21 protein-coding genes and 1 pseudogene are annotated in these 16,476 nt (G+C 34.5%); 15 read left to right on the top strand and 7 right to left on the bottom strand.

Annotated features, from left to right (window positions below; genetic code table 11):
- Nucleotides 1–116 precede the first annotated feature (116 nt).
- The gene (gene aiiA, locus RBB48_RS12280; RefSeq protein ID WP_306007699.1) at nt 117–869 is read left to right on the top strand and encodes a quorum-quenching N-acyl homoserine lactonase AiiA; all 753 of its coding nucleotides are present in this window, start codon (nt 117–119) and stop codon (nt 867–869) included.
- Nucleotides 870–909: 40 nt separating this feature from the next.
- Here aiiA and RBB48_RS12275 read toward each other — a convergent pair whose 3' ends face one another.
- The 3 genes from RBB48_RS12275 to RBB48_RS12265 all read right to left on the bottom strand — a co-directional run bounded on the left by RBB48_RS12275 (nt 910) and on the right by RBB48_RS12265 (nt 2,418).
- A complete protein-coding gene (locus tag RBB48_RS12275) occupies nt 910–1,404 on the bottom strand; it encodes a hypothetical protein (protein ID WP_113732326.1) in 495 nt (164 codons plus the stop codon).
- Nucleotides 1,405–1,493: 89 nt separating this feature from the next.
- Nucleotides 1,494–1,958: a DMT family transporter gene (locus RBB48_RS12270; RefSeq protein WP_000965807.1), complete on the bottom strand. Its 465-nt coding sequence runs from the start codon at nt 1,956–1,958 to the stop codon at nt 1,494–1,496.
- Between the two features lie 13 nt (nt 1,959–1,971).
- A complete protein-coding gene (locus tag RBB48_RS12265) occupies nt 1,972–2,418 on the bottom strand; it encodes a DMT family transporter (protein WP_002008184.1) in 447 nt (148 codons plus the stop codon).
- Between the two features lie 109 nt (nt 2,419–2,527).
- Between RBB48_RS12265 and yeiL the strand changes: the two genes are divergently transcribed.
- The 4 genes from yeiL (at nt 2,528) to RBB48_RS12245 (ending at nt 5,656) form a co-directional block, all read left to right on the top strand.
- A complete protein-coding gene (gene yeiL / locus RBB48_RS12260; RefSeq protein ID WP_016118364.1) occupies nt 2,528–3,220 on the top strand; it encodes a transcriptional regulator YeiL in 693 nt (230 codons plus the stop codon).
- Nucleotides 3,221–3,241: 21 nt separating this feature from the next.
- Nucleotides 3,242–3,973, top strand: coding sequence for a metallophosphoesterase family protein (locus tag RBB48_RS12255; protein WP_306007698.1), 732 nt, complete (start codon nt 3,242–3,244; stop codon nt 3,971–3,973).
- A gap of 125 nt (nt 3,974–4,098) precedes the next feature.
- Nucleotides 4,099–5,133, top strand: a complete 1,035-nt coding sequence (locus RBB48_RS12250) for a flavin-containing monooxygenase (protein ID WP_306007697.1) — start codon at nt 4,099–4,101, stop codon at nt 5,131–5,133.
- A gap of 274 nt (nt 5,134–5,407) precedes the next feature.
- Nucleotides 5,408–5,656, top strand: a complete 249-nt coding sequence (locus RBB48_RS12245; RefSeq protein ID WP_000666938.1) for a hypothetical protein — start codon at nt 5,408–5,410, stop codon at nt 5,654–5,656.
- Between the two features lie 36 nt (nt 5,657–5,692).
- On the opposite strand, the gene RBB48_RS12240 is transcribed toward RBB48_RS12245, so the two are convergent.
- Together RBB48_RS12240 and RBB48_RS12235 are read right to left on the bottom strand one after the other, a co-directional pair.
- Complete coding sequence (locus RBB48_RS12240) at nt 5,693–6,730, bottom strand: serine hydrolase domain-containing protein (protein ID WP_306007696.1); 1,038 nt, start codon at nt 6,728–6,730, stop codon at nt 5,693–5,695.
- Nucleotides 6,731–6,841: 111 nt separating this feature from the next.
- On the bottom strand, nt 6,842–7,036 hold the full coding sequence (locus RBB48_RS12235; protein ID WP_088609569.1) for a hypothetical protein: 195 nt from the start codon (nt 7,034–7,036) through the stop codon (nt 6,842–6,844).
- 133 nt (nt 7,037–7,169) lie between these two features.
- Here RBB48_RS12235 and RBB48_RS12230 point away from each other — a divergent pair, with 133 nt between their 5' ends.
- Nucleotides 7,170–7,451, top strand: a complete 282-nt coding sequence (locus tag RBB48_RS12230) for a hypothetical protein (protein ID WP_061677629.1) — start codon at nt 7,170–7,172, stop codon at nt 7,449–7,451.
- Nucleotides 7,452–7,480: 29 nt separating this feature from the next.
- On the opposite strand, the gene RBB48_RS12225 is transcribed toward RBB48_RS12230, so the two are convergent.
- On the bottom strand, nt 7,481–7,771 hold the full coding sequence (locus RBB48_RS12225) for a DUF3784 domain-containing protein (protein WP_048543795.1): 291 nt from the start codon (nt 7,769–7,771) through the stop codon (nt 7,481–7,483).
- 111 nt (nt 7,772–7,882) lie between these two features.
- Between RBB48_RS12225 and RBB48_RS12220 the strand changes: the two are divergent.
- The 9 genes and pseudogenes from RBB48_RS12220 to RBB48_RS12180 form a co-directional block, all read left to right on the top strand.
- A pseudogene (locus RBB48_RS12220) lies at nt 7,883–8,020 on the top strand (nucleoside triphosphate pyrophosphohydrolase family protein); the annotation flags it as partial.
- Nucleotides 8,021–8,060: 40 nt separating this feature from the next.
- Nucleotides 8,061–8,798: a glycoside hydrolase family 25 protein gene (locus RBB48_RS12215; protein ID WP_088064092.1), complete on the top strand. Its 738-nt coding sequence runs from the start codon at nt 8,061–8,063 to the stop codon at nt 8,796–8,798.
- A gap of 136 nt (nt 8,799–8,934) precedes the next feature.
- Nucleotides 8,935–9,705, top strand: coding sequence for a BcII family subclass B1 metallo-beta-lactamase (gene bla2, locus RBB48_RS12210; protein ID WP_088064091.1), 771 nt, complete (start codon nt 8,935–8,937; stop codon nt 9,703–9,705).
- 744 nt (nt 9,706–10,449) lie between these two features.
- Nucleotides 10,450–11,736: a hydroxylamine reductase gene (hcp, locus tag RBB48_RS12205; protein ID WP_088064488.1), complete on the top strand. Its 1,287-nt coding sequence runs from the start codon at nt 10,450–10,452 to the stop codon at nt 11,734–11,736.
- Between the two features lie 422 nt (nt 11,737–12,158).
- The gene (locus tag RBB48_RS12200; RefSeq protein ID WP_000429486.1) at nt 12,159–12,479 is read left to right on the top strand and encodes a PadR family transcriptional regulator; all 321 of its coding nucleotides are present in this window, start codon (nt 12,159–12,161) and stop codon (nt 12,477–12,479) included.
- A gap of 75 nt (nt 12,480–12,554) precedes the next feature.
- Nucleotides 12,555–12,896 carry a DUF1048 domain-containing protein gene (locus tag RBB48_RS12195; RefSeq protein WP_000891990.1) on the top strand — a complete coding sequence of 114 codons (342 nt, stop codon included), beginning with the start codon at nt 12,555–12,557 and terminating at the stop codon, nt 12,894–12,896.
- Between the two features lie 155 nt (nt 12,897–13,051).
- Nucleotides 13,052–13,813, top strand: coding sequence for an ABC transporter ATP-binding protein (locus RBB48_RS12190; RefSeq protein ID WP_046954684.1), 762 nt, complete (start codon nt 13,052–13,054; stop codon nt 13,811–13,813).
- Nucleotides 13,814–14,563 (top strand): ABC transporter permease, encoded by a 750-nt coding sequence (locus tag RBB48_RS12185; protein ID WP_088064090.1) that lies wholly within the window; start codon nt 13,814–13,816, stop codon nt 14,561–14,563.
- Between the two features lie 299 nt (nt 14,564–14,862).
- Nucleotides 14,863–15,234 carry a DUF805 domain-containing protein gene (locus RBB48_RS12180; RefSeq protein ID WP_097889803.1) on the top strand — a complete coding sequence of 124 codons (372 nt, stop codon included), beginning with the start codon at nt 14,863–14,865 and terminating at the stop codon, nt 15,232–15,234.
- 186 nt (nt 15,235–15,420) lie between these two features.
- Here the strand turns inward: RBB48_RS12180 and RBB48_RS12175 are convergent, their stop codons facing one another.
- On the bottom strand, nt 15,421–16,383 hold the full coding sequence (locus tag RBB48_RS12175; protein ID WP_097889804.1) for a helix-turn-helix transcriptional regulator: 963 nt from the start codon (nt 16,381–16,383) through the stop codon (nt 15,421–15,423).
- Between the last annotated feature and the right edge of the window lie 93 nt (nt 16,384–16,476).

Genomic DNA, 16,476 nt, shown 5'->3' with positions numbered 1-16,476 from the left:
GAATGACTCAAAAATAATAGGTGAAACAATGAAAAGTGAGAAGGAGTTTATTTCTAGCAAGAGGAATTCTTTACTGTATTGTTTTATTCAAAACTAAATTTAAAGGTGGATACATAATGACAGTAAAGAAGCTTTATTTCGTCCCAGCAGGTCGTTGTATGTTGGATCATTCGTCTGTTAATAGTACATTAACACCAGGAGAATTATTAGACTTACCGGTTTGGTGTTATCTTTTGGAGACTGCAGAAGGACCTATTTTAGTAGATACAGGTATGCCAGAAAGTGCAGTTAATAATGAAGGTCTTTTTAACGGTACATTTGTCGAAGGGCAGGTTTTACCGAAAATGACTGAAGAAGATAGAATCGTGAATATTTTAAAACGGGTTGGTTATGAGCCGGAAGACCTTCTTTATATTATTAGTTCTCACTTGCATTTTGATCATGCAGGAGGAAATGGCGCTTTTATAAATACACCAATCATTGTACAGCGTGCTGAATATGAGGCGGCGCAGCATAGCGAAGAATATTTGAAAGAATGTATATTGCCGAATTTAAACTACAAAATCATTGAAGGTGATTATGAAGTCGTACCAGGAGTTCAATTATTGCATACACCAGGCCATACTCCAGGGCATCAATCACTATTAATTGAGACAGAAAAATCCGGTCCGGTATTATTAACGATTGATGCATCGTATACGAAAGAGAATTTTGAAAATGAAGTGCCATTTGCGGGATTTGATTCAGAATTAGCTTTATCTTCAATTAAACGTTTAAAAGAAGTGGTGATGAAAGAGAAGCCGATTCTTTTCTTTGGACATGATATAGAACAGGAAAGGGGATGTAAAGTGTTCCCTGAATATATATAGTACAAAAAGTCATGAGCTTATTCGCTCATGACTTTTTCGTTTAAATGATTTTTTTAAATAAGTTATAAACTTTTTTAGAACTATCTTCATTTAATTGATAGTACGTAAGGTTTACATCATTAGGAGTATCTTGTTGAGCAATCATCACTTCGTTACTGTGATGGTCAACTACCCATATGAAATATTTTTTATAAGTCCCATCCTCGAAAGTAATCCACATATCACAGTCTATTAAATCTGATCCTTCTTCATCTAATGTTAATTTTCCTTTTTTGGCGGTATCCATACTGTTAATGAATGTTTTTAATTCATCTGTTTTCGTGAGAAAGATATCTTTTTTTGTTTTAATTGACTCGACATGTATATCTTTTATTTCCTGTTTTCCTAAAAAGACAGGGGGCTTATTTGGATCTCTTTGAGTTGAAATGATAGTAGCTTTCTTCTTTGGTTTATTTGCTGTATAGAAATCTTGAATAGATTTCCCCGAGTTGAAAAACCATGCGATTCCAAAAATAATCAATGCACTACCTAGCAGTAAAATGATTTTTTTAATAGAATATTCTCCTCTCTATCACTTCGTATGAAGAGCTTTTCTATTAATATATGATAGGGAAGCGTAAAGTATTATAATTGAACTTGGTTATTCTGCACAGTTTTAACAGGGCGATCTACGAGTAAATTGTAAGTGAGTCCGATTAGTACGAAAATGCCACCGACAACCTTTCCTATAGAGAGTTCGTGTGACAAGATGAAATCAATGATAGTCCCCGCAAATAATTGTCCGATAAAGATGAGTAACGTTAAATAAAATGCTGATATTTTAGGTGTAATATAGTTCGATAACGAGATGACGATAACGCCTACTAATCCGCCTAAGTAAACAGCGATAGGAATAGATTGCAACGTATGACTAGGAATGTACATTGAATCTGAACTGAAAATTAAAAATAACATAGAGAAAAATAATCCAGTAATATAATTAAAAAACGTACCTTCCCAATTACCGATTTTCGCTGCTAAATTTGCGTTAATAATTCTAGCAACAACGATAGAAACACCAGCTAAAATAGCGATAGTAATATATAACATTTTTTTGCCCCCATTAATAAATTGTCATGATTATAATTCCGGAAGAGATGAAACATAATCCAATTAATTTTTTCTTTTCAAACTTTGCAACTTTCATTCCTAATAAGCCGAAATGATCAATAACGATGGAAGCAATGGATTGACCAAGTAAACTTAATGCGATCGTAATAGAGGCACCAAGGACGGAGAAACTTATATTATTAAAAAGGACAGTTAATACCCCAATCGCTCCAGCGCTATATAAAAAAAGTGGAATGCTTTTATCAAAATAAATTTTATTTTTGTTTATGATTAAAACGAAAATAACTGCAATTAAACCGACAAGGTGAATGACAACGCTTGCTGTATACTTGCCAATTAATTCAGATAAAATCCCATTCAATGGAAGCATAACGGCGATGAGCACACCAATAAAGACAGAAAGAAAGTTGTACAATGTAATATCCCCTTTAATTTTCATATTTGTAATGACTGTATCATGCTGAAATTGTGAATTACTATGACATATGTCATAGTGGAAGGGGAAAATTTTGATTACAATGGGGAGTAGTTGTAAAGGCGGGGGAACTATGAAGAAAATATGTAATTCTATTAAATTAACAAATTATATGAAAGAAAATAATATTGACTCCTTTTTTAGTAATGATATGAAACCATATATGGAACTAATATTTTTTAAAAAGAATGAGTTTATTTGTAGAGAGAATGAAGAGATAGATTATTTATTTTTCTTCGTTGAAGGAAAAGCGAAAGCGTTTAATACATTAAGTAACGGGAAATCTGTATTGTTATGCTTTTATGATAGCTTGCAGCTGTTAGGAGATGTGGAGTTAATTCATTCTCAAAAGACAGCTTCAAACGTACAAGTGATGGCAGATTCATATTGTGTTGGTTTGCCTTTAGGGAAAGTGAGAAATCAACTATTTCATGATGCGAAATTTTTACGGTGTATTTGCGGATCATTAGCACATAAGTTAAATCGGCTTTCAAAAAACAGTACAATTAATTTACTATATCCACTTGAAAATAGACTTGCGAGTTACATGTTAGCAGCAGGGGAACGAGCGGTGCAGCATGGAAATAGAATTGTATTTAGTGGGAATTTAACGGAAACAGCGGAATTGTTAGGAACGAGTTATCGTCATCTATTACGTACATTAAATATTTTTTGTGATAAAGAGATAATAAAAAAGAACAATGGTTGCTTCGAAGTAGTAAACTTGGATGTTTTGAGGGAATTGGCGGCAGATGTTTATAAATAATATATTAAAGTGGGGATTTAGATGAAAATAGCAATTATTTCAGATGTTCATGGAAATAGTCACGCTTTGAAATCCGTATTAGAAGATATTGAACGTCGCAAGGTCGAAATGATAATTAATTTAGGTGATAGCGTCTATGGGCCGTTAGATCCTTTAGGTACAATTGAAATATTAATGAATAATGAGATGATACATATTAAGGGAAACTGTGATCGCATGCTTTGGGAACCTATACAAGAGCAGTCTGCTACACTAACTTTTGTCCGAAATCAATTAACAGAAAATCATATAGATTGGTTAAAACAACATCCTTTCCAATTCATTGTTGACGATATTTTATTTTGTCATGGTAAACTAACTTCAGATGAGGTGTATTTACTAGAAGAAATGGACGAAAATGGTGCAGTATTAAAGAGTGAAAAAAATATAATGGATCAACTCAAAAATATAGAACAAAAAATAATAGTATGTGGTCATACACATATTCCTAGAGTTGTTTATTTAGCGAACGGAAAAATCATAATAAATCCAGGGAGTATAGGGCTTCCAGCGTACAAAGATGAATTACCCATTGTGCATAAAATGGAATCAGGAACTCCGCATGCAAAATATGTAGTGATAGAAAAGGTTTTGGGAGAATGGGTAATTGAACAAATTTCAGTTCCTTATAATTGGGAGGAAGCTGCTGAGTTAGCTTTTCAACAGGAAAGACATGACTGGGCACAGGCACTAAAGACTGGGAAGATAGAATGAAGGGGAGTTTACCCCTTTTTTATTTTGAGTAAATATTGAATGATGTAAAAATAAAATGTTATGATTATGGAAACGTATGAATATATGAACAAGTATTCATGCGTTTAGTGGAAGGAGGGATTAGAGTGAAAGACTTAATTATTATTGGAGCTGGTCAAGCTGGATTAGCAATGGGATATTACTTGAAGCAAGAAGGTTATAATTTTTTATTACTTGAGGCAGGAAACCGAATTGGGGATTCATGGAGAAACAGATATGATTCTTTGCGACTCTTTACACCGAGGGAATATAGTAATTTACCAGGTATGATAGTAAAAGGAGAAGGAAATGGATTTCCATGTAAAGATGAAATGGCAACATATTTAGAAGAATATGCAAGGCACTTTACATTACCGGTCCAATTGCAAACTGAAGTTTTTAAAATAAAGAAAGAAAAAGATATATTCGAATTACATACTCCTACAGAAATTTTACAATCAAAAAAGGTTGTTATCGCAACAGGTGGTTTTCAGCAACCGTACATCCCTTCATTTTCACAACATCTTTCATCGCATGTTTTTCAAATACATTCATCACAATATAAATCACCATCACAAATTCCTGAGGGGAAAGTATTAGTAGTAGGTGGCGGGAATTCAGGAATGCAAATTGCAGTAGAACTTGCAAAAACTCATGGAGTTACAATGTCTATTAGTCATCCTCTAACATTTTTACCGTTACGTCTTTTTAGAAAAAGCATTTTTAGTTGGTTAGAAAAATTGGGTTTACTGTATGCTGAATTAAATACAAAGAGGGGAAAGTGGTTTCAGAAGAGAAAGGATCCTATGTTTGGTTTTGAAGGCAAAGAACTTATTCGTAGTGGGGCAATTAAACTAGAGGGAAAAGTGGTTCATGCATCAGAAAATAGCATTATGTTTCAAAATGGTGGCACGTATAGTGCAGAAAGCATTATATGGTCAACTGGTTTTATTCAAAACTATAAATGGATTGAAATAGAAAAGGCAGTGAATGAGAAAGGATTTCCTAATCATGTAAAGGGAATAAGTCCCGTGAGAGGATTATATTATATCGGTTTGCCGTGGCAATCTCAAAGAGGCTCTGCACTTATTTGTGGTGTAGGAAAGGATGCATCATATTACTTTCTGAGATCAAAAAAATAGATCAGTAGCAGCGACTACTGATCATCCATATGTACATGAATTAGGAGAGGTCAAACATTTATTAACTTTATTATAATTGATTTTCATAAGAATAAAAACTGAAAATTCTAATTTTATGTTGAGAAAGTTTTTTGTATCGAAATATATAAAAGAATAGGGGTTTTTAGTAAAAAGAAATATGATATTTATATTTTAATAAATTGTGATATAGTTTATAAAAAACAGATTACATAAAATGTTATTTTATTACATATAAAGTAAGGGGGGAATGGTTGTGAAGTTTGATGATCAACGCCTACTAGGAGTACGATTAGGTTCTATACTTGTAACAGAGGAAAATCAATATTTAGTAATTAAGAAAAAAGATCATTATGCACTTTTAAATATACATAATTTAGAATGCACACATGTTGAAGTGCAGCTAGAACATATTGAAGAAATGTTGCAGGAAGATTTTCAAGAAAGTATAACGGAGATTATCGCACCAGAACATATAAAAATTGTTGCCAAAAATGTAATATAAAGAAAGAAGCTGGAAGGGAGAGCTTCTTTCTTTTCGTTAAAAGGATAACGTTTTTAACACGTCACCAATAATCCCTTCCATTTGATGAACGCCTAAGTCAGCGTTCGTCATTATAACAGCACCATTACCTCGGTATGGATAGCATATCATCATACATTGAAATCCAACGCCCCATCCAAGTGAATACATTTGTAAGTCTTTATTCGAATCATCTAGAAACACACCTAATCCAGTCCATTTTGAGCAACCTTGAGGAGAAATCATATCTTGTACTAATTTTTGAGAAAGTTTTAGTTTGCCCTTTCCTTGTAAGGAATGAATGATTTCAATTACTAAAGTTGATAAGTCTGTTGGTGTTGTCCAAATACCTGAAGCGGCTGCGAATGGATAAAATGGATACTTCTCATTTGTAACGGTGCCATCTTTATTATGCCCGCAAGCAAAGGCCTCCATTTTATTTATATCTTTAGTAGAGAATAGCATACTATTTTTCAGTTGTAGTGGATGAAAGATATATTCTTCAAGTAAAAGATTGAATGGTTTTCCAGTTATATCTTCAAGTAGTAGTTCAATAATACAAAAGTTTGCATCAGAGTAGTGAAATTCGCTTTCTGGTTTATAAGTTATTTCTATCGGTACTGGACAATATGATGTTTTACCGGCAAGGATTTCAGACATGTTTGGTCGCCCTTGTGCAAGTGTATAATGCTCAAAACTATTAGGAGGATCAATGATTCCAGATTGGTGGCTTAATAAATTTCGCAGGGTGACTTTTTTCTGTGAGGTAAATAGACTGGTAGGTATGTTCCAAGATGTGAGTCTATCATTTACGTCTTCATCTAAATGCACGATCTTTTGATCTGATAACGTTAGTACGAGCATTGTAGTGAAGAATTTACTAATAGAACAAGAATTGAATATGGAATTCGTAGTGACAGTTTTAGTTGTTCCAGATTCAAGTGTTCCGCAGGCAGTTGCTTCATCTAGTTTACCATCACGTATAACGGCAAGGCTTAAACCTTCAACGAAATATTGGTTCATTTTCTCGTATATAGTGTTACTTTTTAAGTTCATAGTGACTCCTTTCTTATGAAAGACAGAATATTAGTTCTATTATACAGTAGTTAATAGAGAGAATGAGAGAAAAAGAAAAAACTTCATCTTTTATCGATGAAGTTCTTTTAGTTAATTCGAAGTGAATGCTTTAAAAAATTTATCTCGGTACATGTACATTAGCCATGAGGTTGTTAGTAAAGAAATAATGATTTGTTTGTTTTGAATTGGCGCATTGAAAACAAGCCAGCCAACGATATCAAATAATAAATGTAGTGCAATTGAAAGAACTACAAATTGTAGTAAAGTCTTAAAAAATCTTTTCATAAAGTATCCCCCTAAAATAAAAGGTTTTATCAACAGTGTTGTATATTACTATTATACATTAAATGTGTTTCATGGTAAAATTTACATAAGTTAGTGAAATAAAACAAATGAAAGCTAATGAGGAGGAATAGTCATGGAATTTTGGATGATCATACCGATAGCGGTCTTTGGGTTTATTTATATTGCTGAAAAATTAAATAGAATCGAAAAGAAAACGGATGCACGTTTAAAGAGGATGGAAGATAGATTACAGCTAATTACGAAAGAAATGGGAATTATAGATAGAGAACCTGAAATTAATAAAGAGTTACGCCAGCTTATGGAAGAAGGAAAAACAGTTACAGCAGTTAAGAGAGTAAGAGAGGCTTTTGGGTTTTCTTTACTAGAAGCGAAGCAATATGTTGATAAATTATAAAAAAGATCATCCATTTGGTTGATCTTTTTTCAATGCACCATGCGTGTATTTACATAAGCAGCGATTATAACGTGGCCAATTATAATGATAGGAAATAAGATTTTGACATTAGGAGTAGTGAAGACACTACCAATTGTGGCAATAGCACCGGCAGTTAAATTATAAAGACCAACTATTTTTGATAACTTACCTTTATCTGGCACACGGCGTTCATTGAATCCTGATAAGAGCCAAGTGTATTGTTTAACTCCGATGAAATAGGCTAGTGCAAATGAAATAATTGCTAGTATGAATAATGATGGGGAAGCGAAGAGAGTCATTGAAAACACCTCCGTTAAAGGGTTATAAATAAATTATAGTATGAATGTTATAATTTAACAAAATATAAGTGTAATAGAAAACGGAGTATTTATCATGAAGGGAGATTAAGTATGAATATTGTGGAATTCCAGAGATATGTATTAAATTTCAGTAAAGAAAAAGGATTTCAAGAGACAACGATTGAAGAGCGAACGATGTATGCGATGGCGGAATTGGGTGAATTAGCCGAAGCTATATTAAAACGTGAATGGTAAGTGGAATATTAATGTGTAAAGATGGGGGATACGAATGAAAAAGAAGCTTATTATAGGAGGAGTCTTTACCTTAATTAGTGTAATGAGTGTTTTCGCTTATTTAGTCTTTCAAGGCATATTTATTCCGAATCAAATAAGTGCGGATAAGTATGAAATAAAAGGTGTAGATGTTGCGTCATACCAAGGAGATATAGATTGGAGAGAGTTGGAAAAGCAAAATATGAAGTTTGCGTTTATAAAGGCTACTGAAGGAAGCTCGTTTGTAGATAAGTACTTTTCGGAAAATTGGACGAATGCGAATAAGACAGGTATGCGCGTCGGAGCGTATCATTTTTTTAGTTTTGATAGTAAGGGTGAAACACAAGCAGAGCAATATATACGAACTGTTCCAAAGTATAAACAAGCATTGCCACCCGTAATTGATGTTGAGTTTTATGCTAACAAAAAAGATAATCCCCCTAAGCGTGAAGATGTTGTGAAAGAGTTGTCGGTCATGATAAAAATGCTAGAAAAACATTACGGTAAGAAAGTAATATTGTATGCAACTCAAGAGGCATATGATTTGTATATAAAGAATGCGTATCCCCAATGTGATATATGGATTCGTAGTGTCTTTACAAAACCGAGTTTATCTGACGAGAGAAAATGGACGTTTTGGCAATACACGAACCGTGGGAGATTAAATGGTTATAATGGAAAAGAGAAGTATATTGATTTGAATGTATTTTATGGTAACGAGGAAGAGTTTGAGAATTATGGAATAAAAGGTTAAGTTTTAAAGCGTACAAAATTTTGTACGCTTTTTTGTTACTTACATAAAAATATACAAGTAAAGATGGAACAAACATTTAAGATGAATTGTCTATTATAGGTAATAACTATTCCATTTGAAAGAAAGGGTGGAGAAAATGAAAAATACATTATTAAAAGTAGGGGTATGTGTTAGTTTATTAGGAACAATGCAATTTGTTAGTACAATTTTTTCTGTGAAAGCGGAACAAAAGCTAGAGCAAAAAGTAATAAAAAATGAGACAGGAACTATTTCAATTTCTCAGTTAAATAAAAATGTATGGGTTCATACGGAGTTAGGTTACTTTAACGGAGAAGCAGTTCCTTCGAACGGGCTAGTTCTTACTACTTCTAAAGGGCTAGTACTTGTCGATTCTTCTTGGGATGATAAGTTAACGAAGGAATTAATAGAGATGGTAGAAAAGAAATTTAAGAAGCGAGTAACGGATGTCATCATTACACATGCGCACGCTGATCGAATTGGCGGAATAAAAACGTTGAAAGAAAGAGGCATTAAGGCGCATAGTACAGCACTAACTGCAGAACTAGCAAAGAAAAGTGGATATGAAGAACCGCTTGGAGACTTACAATCCATTACAAATTTGAGTTTTGGAAATATGAAAGTAGAAACATTTTACCCAGGGAAAGGACATACAGAAGATAATATCGTCGTATGGTTACCGCAATACAACATTTTAGCTGGAGGCTGTTTAGTGAAATCTGCGGAAGCTAAAGATTTAGGGAACGTTGCTGATGCCTATGTAAATGAATGGTCCGCATCGATTGAGAATGTGCTGAAGCGATATGGAAACATCAATTCAGTAGTGCCTGGTCATGGGGAAGTAGGGGACAAAGGATTGCTTTTACATACATTGGATTTGTTGAAATAAGAAACTGTGGGAATATAAAAGCGAGGAGAAACAATTTTCTCCTCGCTTTCTTCTAGCTATATTTAAATGCGAAGCCATCAATTATGCCTGCATACGTTACTGAGATTTTAATTCCAAGTATACAAATACCAGTACCGTCATAATTGCTATAACAACATAAGTAATATCGAGCATTATAAGTGTTTTTAAAGTTTCAGTCATCCTAATTCACCCCTGGTATGAAAATATAACATAATCTCTTATCAATCAGATCAGAGATTATAGAGATAACAATGTATATGAAATTTATTAAGTAGTGTCTATATAAATATATCATATAAATAATGTAAGTAATGTTAAGGTAGTGTAAATGTATTGTAAATAAAGTGATTTTTCATAAAATATTTAATCAAAAAATTGATAGTTCTTCAAAATGAAAAGAAGCTATTCTTTCTGTTGCATAATAAAAAGAAAGAATAGCGTTTTTGTATGTCTATTTCTGTTTGCTTAAGAGATTTATAGTACGAAATTGTTCTTTCGTACTATGAACTAGAAAGTTAAATATGTGATTCAGCAATAGTCTAGCTATTTGAAAACTTGAACAACAGGGGTATGTAATGTTTTTTTGTGTCAATAAAAATATTATGTAAACAATATAAGTTGTCACAAATTTATACATATTATTGTGATTGATATCACATCTCTTTTCCTCAATGGGTATTATGCTTAGGTTGTAAGGAATGATTGGGAGAGGGTGGGATGATCATGTTTTGTTATCAATGTGAACAAACGCCAACAGGTGGATGTAAAGTGATGGGTGTTTGCGGTAAAAATGAAACAATTGCAAGTTTACAAGATACGATTGTGTTTGGGCTAAAAGGAATTGCAGCTTATCGTACGCATGCTGCTCAGCTAGGGTATACTGATGCATTTGTAGATGCTACGACGCAAGAAGCACTGTATATGACATTAACAAATTCCAACTTTAATGAACAAGAACATATTGATATGGCTATGAAAGTAGGGAAATCGGCTTTACGAGTAATGGAGTTATTAGATGAGGCGCATACGAATCACTTTGGTGTTCCAGAGCCTGTTCAAATTACGCAAAACCATGTAGAAGGTAAGGCAATTGTAGTTACTGGACATAATTTATTTGCGTTAGAAGAATTATTAAAACAAACAGAAGGAAAAGAAATTAATATTTATACGCATTCTGAAATGTTACCAGCACACGGTTATCCGCAGCTGAAAAAATATAAACATTTAAAAGGAAACATCGGTAAGGCATGGTATGATCAACGACGTCTTTTTGAAAAATTTACAGGTGCTATATTAGCGACAACGAACTGTGTTATGCCAATTAAAGGGTCGTACTCTGATCGATTCTTTTCATATGATATTGCAGGCTTAGAAGGTGTACAAAAAATTGAAAATGATGATTTTGCACCATTGATTCAAAAAGCGCTAGAACTTCCAGAAGTACATATGGAGTCGGATGAACAGTTAGTAACAGGGTTCCATCATAATACAGTATTATCATTAGCTCCTGAAATTATTGAGGCAGTAAAAGAAGGAAAGATTAAGCGTTTCTTTGTCATCGCAGGTTGTGATGCACCAGGAAAAGGCGGAGAATATTATCGTGAATTAGCAACGTCACTTCCGCCAGAAACAGTTATTTTAACGACTTCTTGCGGGAAATTCCGCTTTAATGATGTGGAGTACGGTGTTGTACCTGGTACAAAGATTCCGCGTTACATTGACTTAGGGCAATGCAATAATTCAATTTCAACAGTGAAAATAGCAGCCGCTTTAGCAGATGCTTTTCAATGCGAAGTGAACGAACTGCCAGTTAGTATTGTCCTATCATGGTTTGAACAAAAAGCGGTTGCCATTTTACTTGGGCTATTTAGTCTTGGTATTCAAGATATTCGCATCGGTCCAAAGGCGCCTGAATTTATTTCACCTGGCTTGCTTGATGTATTACAAGAAACGTTTGGTTTGAAACTGATTACAACTGCAGCAGAAGATATGGAAATGATTTTATCGTAACAAAAGAATGATCTGTCTTATTAAGAAGAAGAGCTAACCTATAGCGCTCCAAAACAAAAATGTAGAATATTTGTTTTGGGGTATTTTCTTTTCTTAGCGGGATAGGTAATAGTTGATTTTAGAAAAATATAAAAATCGAGTTGACATGTATAACTACTCAGTCATACAATGTAGGAGTAATAGGTGATACTGAGTAGTGTTGTTTCTCAAAATGTTTTCAGTAAACAATAGGTAAGAGCGGATTTTAGAAAAAATTTTAAAATCAGTTGACATCTATAGCTACTTAGTCATACAATGTAGTTGTAATAAGTAATACTGAATAGTGTGGTTTTACTCAAAAACTATTCAGTAAAAATTCGCCTTAGTACTCTGTGATACTGAATATAAGTCAGACAGAATAGGGGGTAAAGGAGGATCATAACATGGAAAATTTAACTGAAATGCTAAAAGGTTCACTGGAAGGGTGTGTGTTGGAAATCATTAGCCGCCGTGAAACGTATGGCTATGAGATTACCCGCCACCTGAATGATCTTGGGTTTACCGAAGTCGTAGAAGGGACGGTTTATACTATCCTCGTACGATTAGAAAAGAAAAAGCTTGTGAATATTGAAAAGAAACCATCAGATATGGGACCGCCTCGTAAGTTTTATTCATTAAATGAGGATGGCCGTCAGGAGCTTGAATTGTTTTGGAAAAAATGGGATTTTGTATCTTCAAAAATTAACGTCTTGAAGTCAAACTAGCCTCATAATATAAAATGTTCCGGCTCATATTTGGAGAGTTTCTTGTTCTGCTTTATAAAAAAGGAGGAAAATAAGATGTTGGAAATGTTTAAAAAATTAATTGGTGATAAAAAAGAGTACAAAATGATGATGGCACGTGTTGGAGCACTGCCAGAGGACTATCAGTTTGTGTTTAAGAAAATTCAAAACTACATGTGGAATTTCTCAGCGGGTAATGGAATGGATATGCTGCACATACAGTATGAATTAATCGATTTGTTTGAAGCAGGTGCAGCGGAAGGGAGACAAGTGCTTGACATTACTGGGGAGGACGTGGCATCCTTTGCTGACGAACTAGTGGCAAACGCTAAAACGTATGTCTCCAAGTATCGTGAAGATTTGAATGAAAGTATTATGAAGAAATTGAGAAAAAAATAAATGCAATTAGTAATACCGACTGATTAGCTGGTTACAAATGTGAATTGCCGCCATCGCTATTCAGTTATATTTTTAAACTGGTACTAAGTAATACAGATTATCAGTGATACTAAATAGAGGGTGTATGTAATCTAATTTTATAAGGGGGAAAAAGTATGAGCAATGCAGCGATTTCTATAAAAGGGTTAAAAAAATCTTTTAAAGATAAAGAAGTCTTAAAGGGAGTGGATTTTGAGGTGCAGCGTGGTGAAATTTTCGCGCTGCTAGGCTCAAATGGAGCTGGAAAGACGACAACGGTCAATATTCTTTCGACGTTAATGAAACAAGATGATGGTGAAGTGAGTATTTGCGGTTTTGACGTCCAGCGACAACCAGATCATGTTCGTCAAAGCATCAGTTTGACAGGACAGTTCGCAGCTTTAGACGGCATGCTTACTGGAAGGGAAAACTTGATAATGATCGCTAAGTTACGTGGTGTTTCCAATCCGGCACAAGTTGCTGATAATCTACTTGCAAGATTTAGCCTGACTGATGCGGCCAACCAGAGGGCAGACCAGTATTCAGGCGGGATGAAGCGCCGACTTGATATCGCGATGAGTTTGATTGGGGCGCCAGCAGTTATTTTTCTAGACGAACCAACGACTGGACTTGATCCGGAAGCACGGATCGAAGTGTGGGATACAGTCAAGGAACTTGCCGGCAGCGGCACAACGATTTTGCTCACGACTCAGTACTTGGAGGAAGCAGAACAACTGGCGGACCGTATCGCTATTTTGCATGGCGGAAAAATTATTACGACAGGTACTCTTACTGAACTGAAAGAGATGTTCCCGCCAGCAAAAGTAGAGTATATCGAGAAGCAGCCGACGTTGGAGGAAATTTTCCTTGCGATTATCGGTAAAAAGGAGGAGATGTAAATGAAAAGCAAAACAGGGGTATTACTAGGGCGCTTAATGCGTAATATTATGCGTAGTCCGGATACAATTATTACAGTAGCGATTACACCGATTATGATGATGCTATTATTTGTTTACGTATTTGGCGGGGCTATAAAGACAGGAACGGATAACTACGTTAATTATTTATTGCCGGGAATTTTGTTAATGGCTATCGCATCCGGTGTAGCGTATACTTCTGTACGATTATTTACGGATGTAAAGAGTGGGCTGATGGCACGTTTCATTACGATGCCTATTAAGCGCTCATCAATATTGTGGGCTCACGTTTTAACTTCTCTTGTTGCTAATGTACTTACTATCGTGGTGGTTATTCTTGTTGCGCTCTTAATGGGATTCCGTTCCAGTGCTAATATGTTAGAATGGCTTGCAGTAGCTGGGGTTCTAGGAACGTTTACGCTAGCGCTAACATGGCTAGCTATCATTCCAGGGCTGAAAGCGAAGTCAATGGAAGGGGCGACAGCGTACTCGTATCCACTAATTTTCCTTCCATTTATTAGTTCAGCTTTTGTACCTACCGAAACGATGCCAAAAATTGTCCGTGCATTTGCAGAGAATCAGCCTGTGACTTCAATCGTGAATGCGATTCGTGCCCTTTTATATGAAGGAACTGTTGGCAACGATATTTGGATTGCACTCGCTTGGTGCGTAGGTATCATGATCATCTCTTACTTTTTCGCAAGTAAAACATTTAAACGTCAGTTAGGGTAAGTGAATTTAGTCATCCGAAATTATATACGTTTTAGAAAAAGCACGGGAAGATTTTCCGTGCTTTAATAATACATTCATACTTCGCTTAATTGTAATAGTTTTAAAGTAAATAGGAGAATAATGAATTGAATACAAATGCCATGAAATATGGTATGTAACGCTTAACTAAAATAACTTAAAAATAAACAGAATATTCTATATAAATATAGAGGTTATAGTTGTGATATGTTATATTTATACTTATAAGGTATATAATGTATAAATTAATTGTTTAGGGGATGGAAAAGGGAGAGATTCAAATGAAATGGTATTTATATGCTCTCAAAAACTATGCGAAATTTAGTGGGAGAGCAACGAGAAAAGAGTACTGGATTTTTACTTTAGTTAATAAGGTTACGTTTTGGTCATTAATATATTTTGCTTCATATTCTCCGTCGGTCTTCTATTTAAGAGCCAATATTACTTTGCTATATATGGCAATTTTTATCGTTCCTACTCTGGCAGTGGAAGCTCGTCGATTACATGATAGTGGAAAAACAGGATGGTGGCAGCTATTAAATTTGATACCATTTGGAGGAGCGGTTCTACTTGTGTTTTGTATCATTGAAAGTGACGAAGGTGAGAATAAGTATGGACCAAATCCACATTTAAATCTTAAACAAGCAATTTAATGTATGTATAGTAAACTCTAATATAAAAAGGTGTGAACTAAAAGCTAGTTCACACCTTTTTATTGTATTATTCTTAGAAGCTTCGTTTAGCTTTGATAGCAAATACAATGTTTTCCCTAGGTAGTTGAAAATATGGACAACTGGTAACGAATTAAACTCAATATTTTTAGTTTAACGGATTATCGCTCAAGGGCAATATAAGGATAGCCGCTCTTGTAAAACTTCTAATACTGCTTCAGGCATTTCCCTAATTGTAATATCTTTCCCTAAGAAAAATAGCCAATTTGTCATCTCTGCCATTTCATCGGAATTGTTAACAGCGATAAATGTTTTTAAAATAGCTGTAGATTGGTAAGGATTTGTATAAGAAATAGAAACTTTGAAAGGGTGGTATTTTTTGTACTGGGCAATTGCGTTCGGACCAAGTTCAAGTACAAGGTTAATTGCTTTGTCCTTCTTACTGAGCTTTTCTAAAATCTTTTTCTTATTTAACACCTTTTTCGGCGTGTACGGTTCAATATTGATGAGGTCATCGACAGGAAACATTAGCTTCTTTTCTTCTTTTAAGTCGAACCCTTCAATAATCCAATGGCTTTTTTCTTGATAAAGGTGTAATAGGTAAATTGGATAAGACTTGATTGCCTCTTCTTCTTTGACAGTAATCAATAAATGTCTATCCGAAAGAAGGGTTTGAATGAGTTTTTCTAACATCGGATGGGGGAGGTCAGAAAGCTCCAGTAGATCGGGATTATGAGGGTTAGTCCCTTCAAAAAGCAAGATTTGATTTAAAAGAACAAGGTCATCTTGCTGGGTTTCTGAGATGAGTCCCAGTAGTTTTTCGGCTAAAGATTGGCGACTCTTTAAATAGGGAAGTTGTTGATTTCTTGTAGCCATAAAGGCAATAAAAAGAGCTTTGACTTCATTATCAGTAAAGCGAACAACGGGCAGGATAGAGTTATGCATAACAAAATATCCACCAGTTCTTCCAACTTCAGCGACAAGTGGCATGCCCATAGCTTCAATTTCTCTTATGTCTCTAATAGCTGTCGACCGTGATATGTTAAATTCTCGTATGATTTCAGAAATGGTAAAGTGGGAGCGATTGTTGATATACCGCATAATTGTATTAATCCGTTCAACTTTTTTCATTGGAGTCTCCTAAACAGTATCATTTTTTGACATGATTTAAAGTTATTATAAACTCATCAGATGAAAAGATAAATCGTTTGATTCATTTTAAAA

Origin of the sequence: Bacillus sp. MMSF_3353 (genome assembly GCF_030733445.1) — a bacterium.
Classification (GTDB): Bacteria; Bacillota; Bacilli; order Bacillales; family Bacillaceae_G; genus Bacillus_A; species Bacillus_A wiedmannii.
Note: the sequence above shows the minus strand (reverse complement) of the source record. Positions and strands in the feature narration are given on the sequence as shown.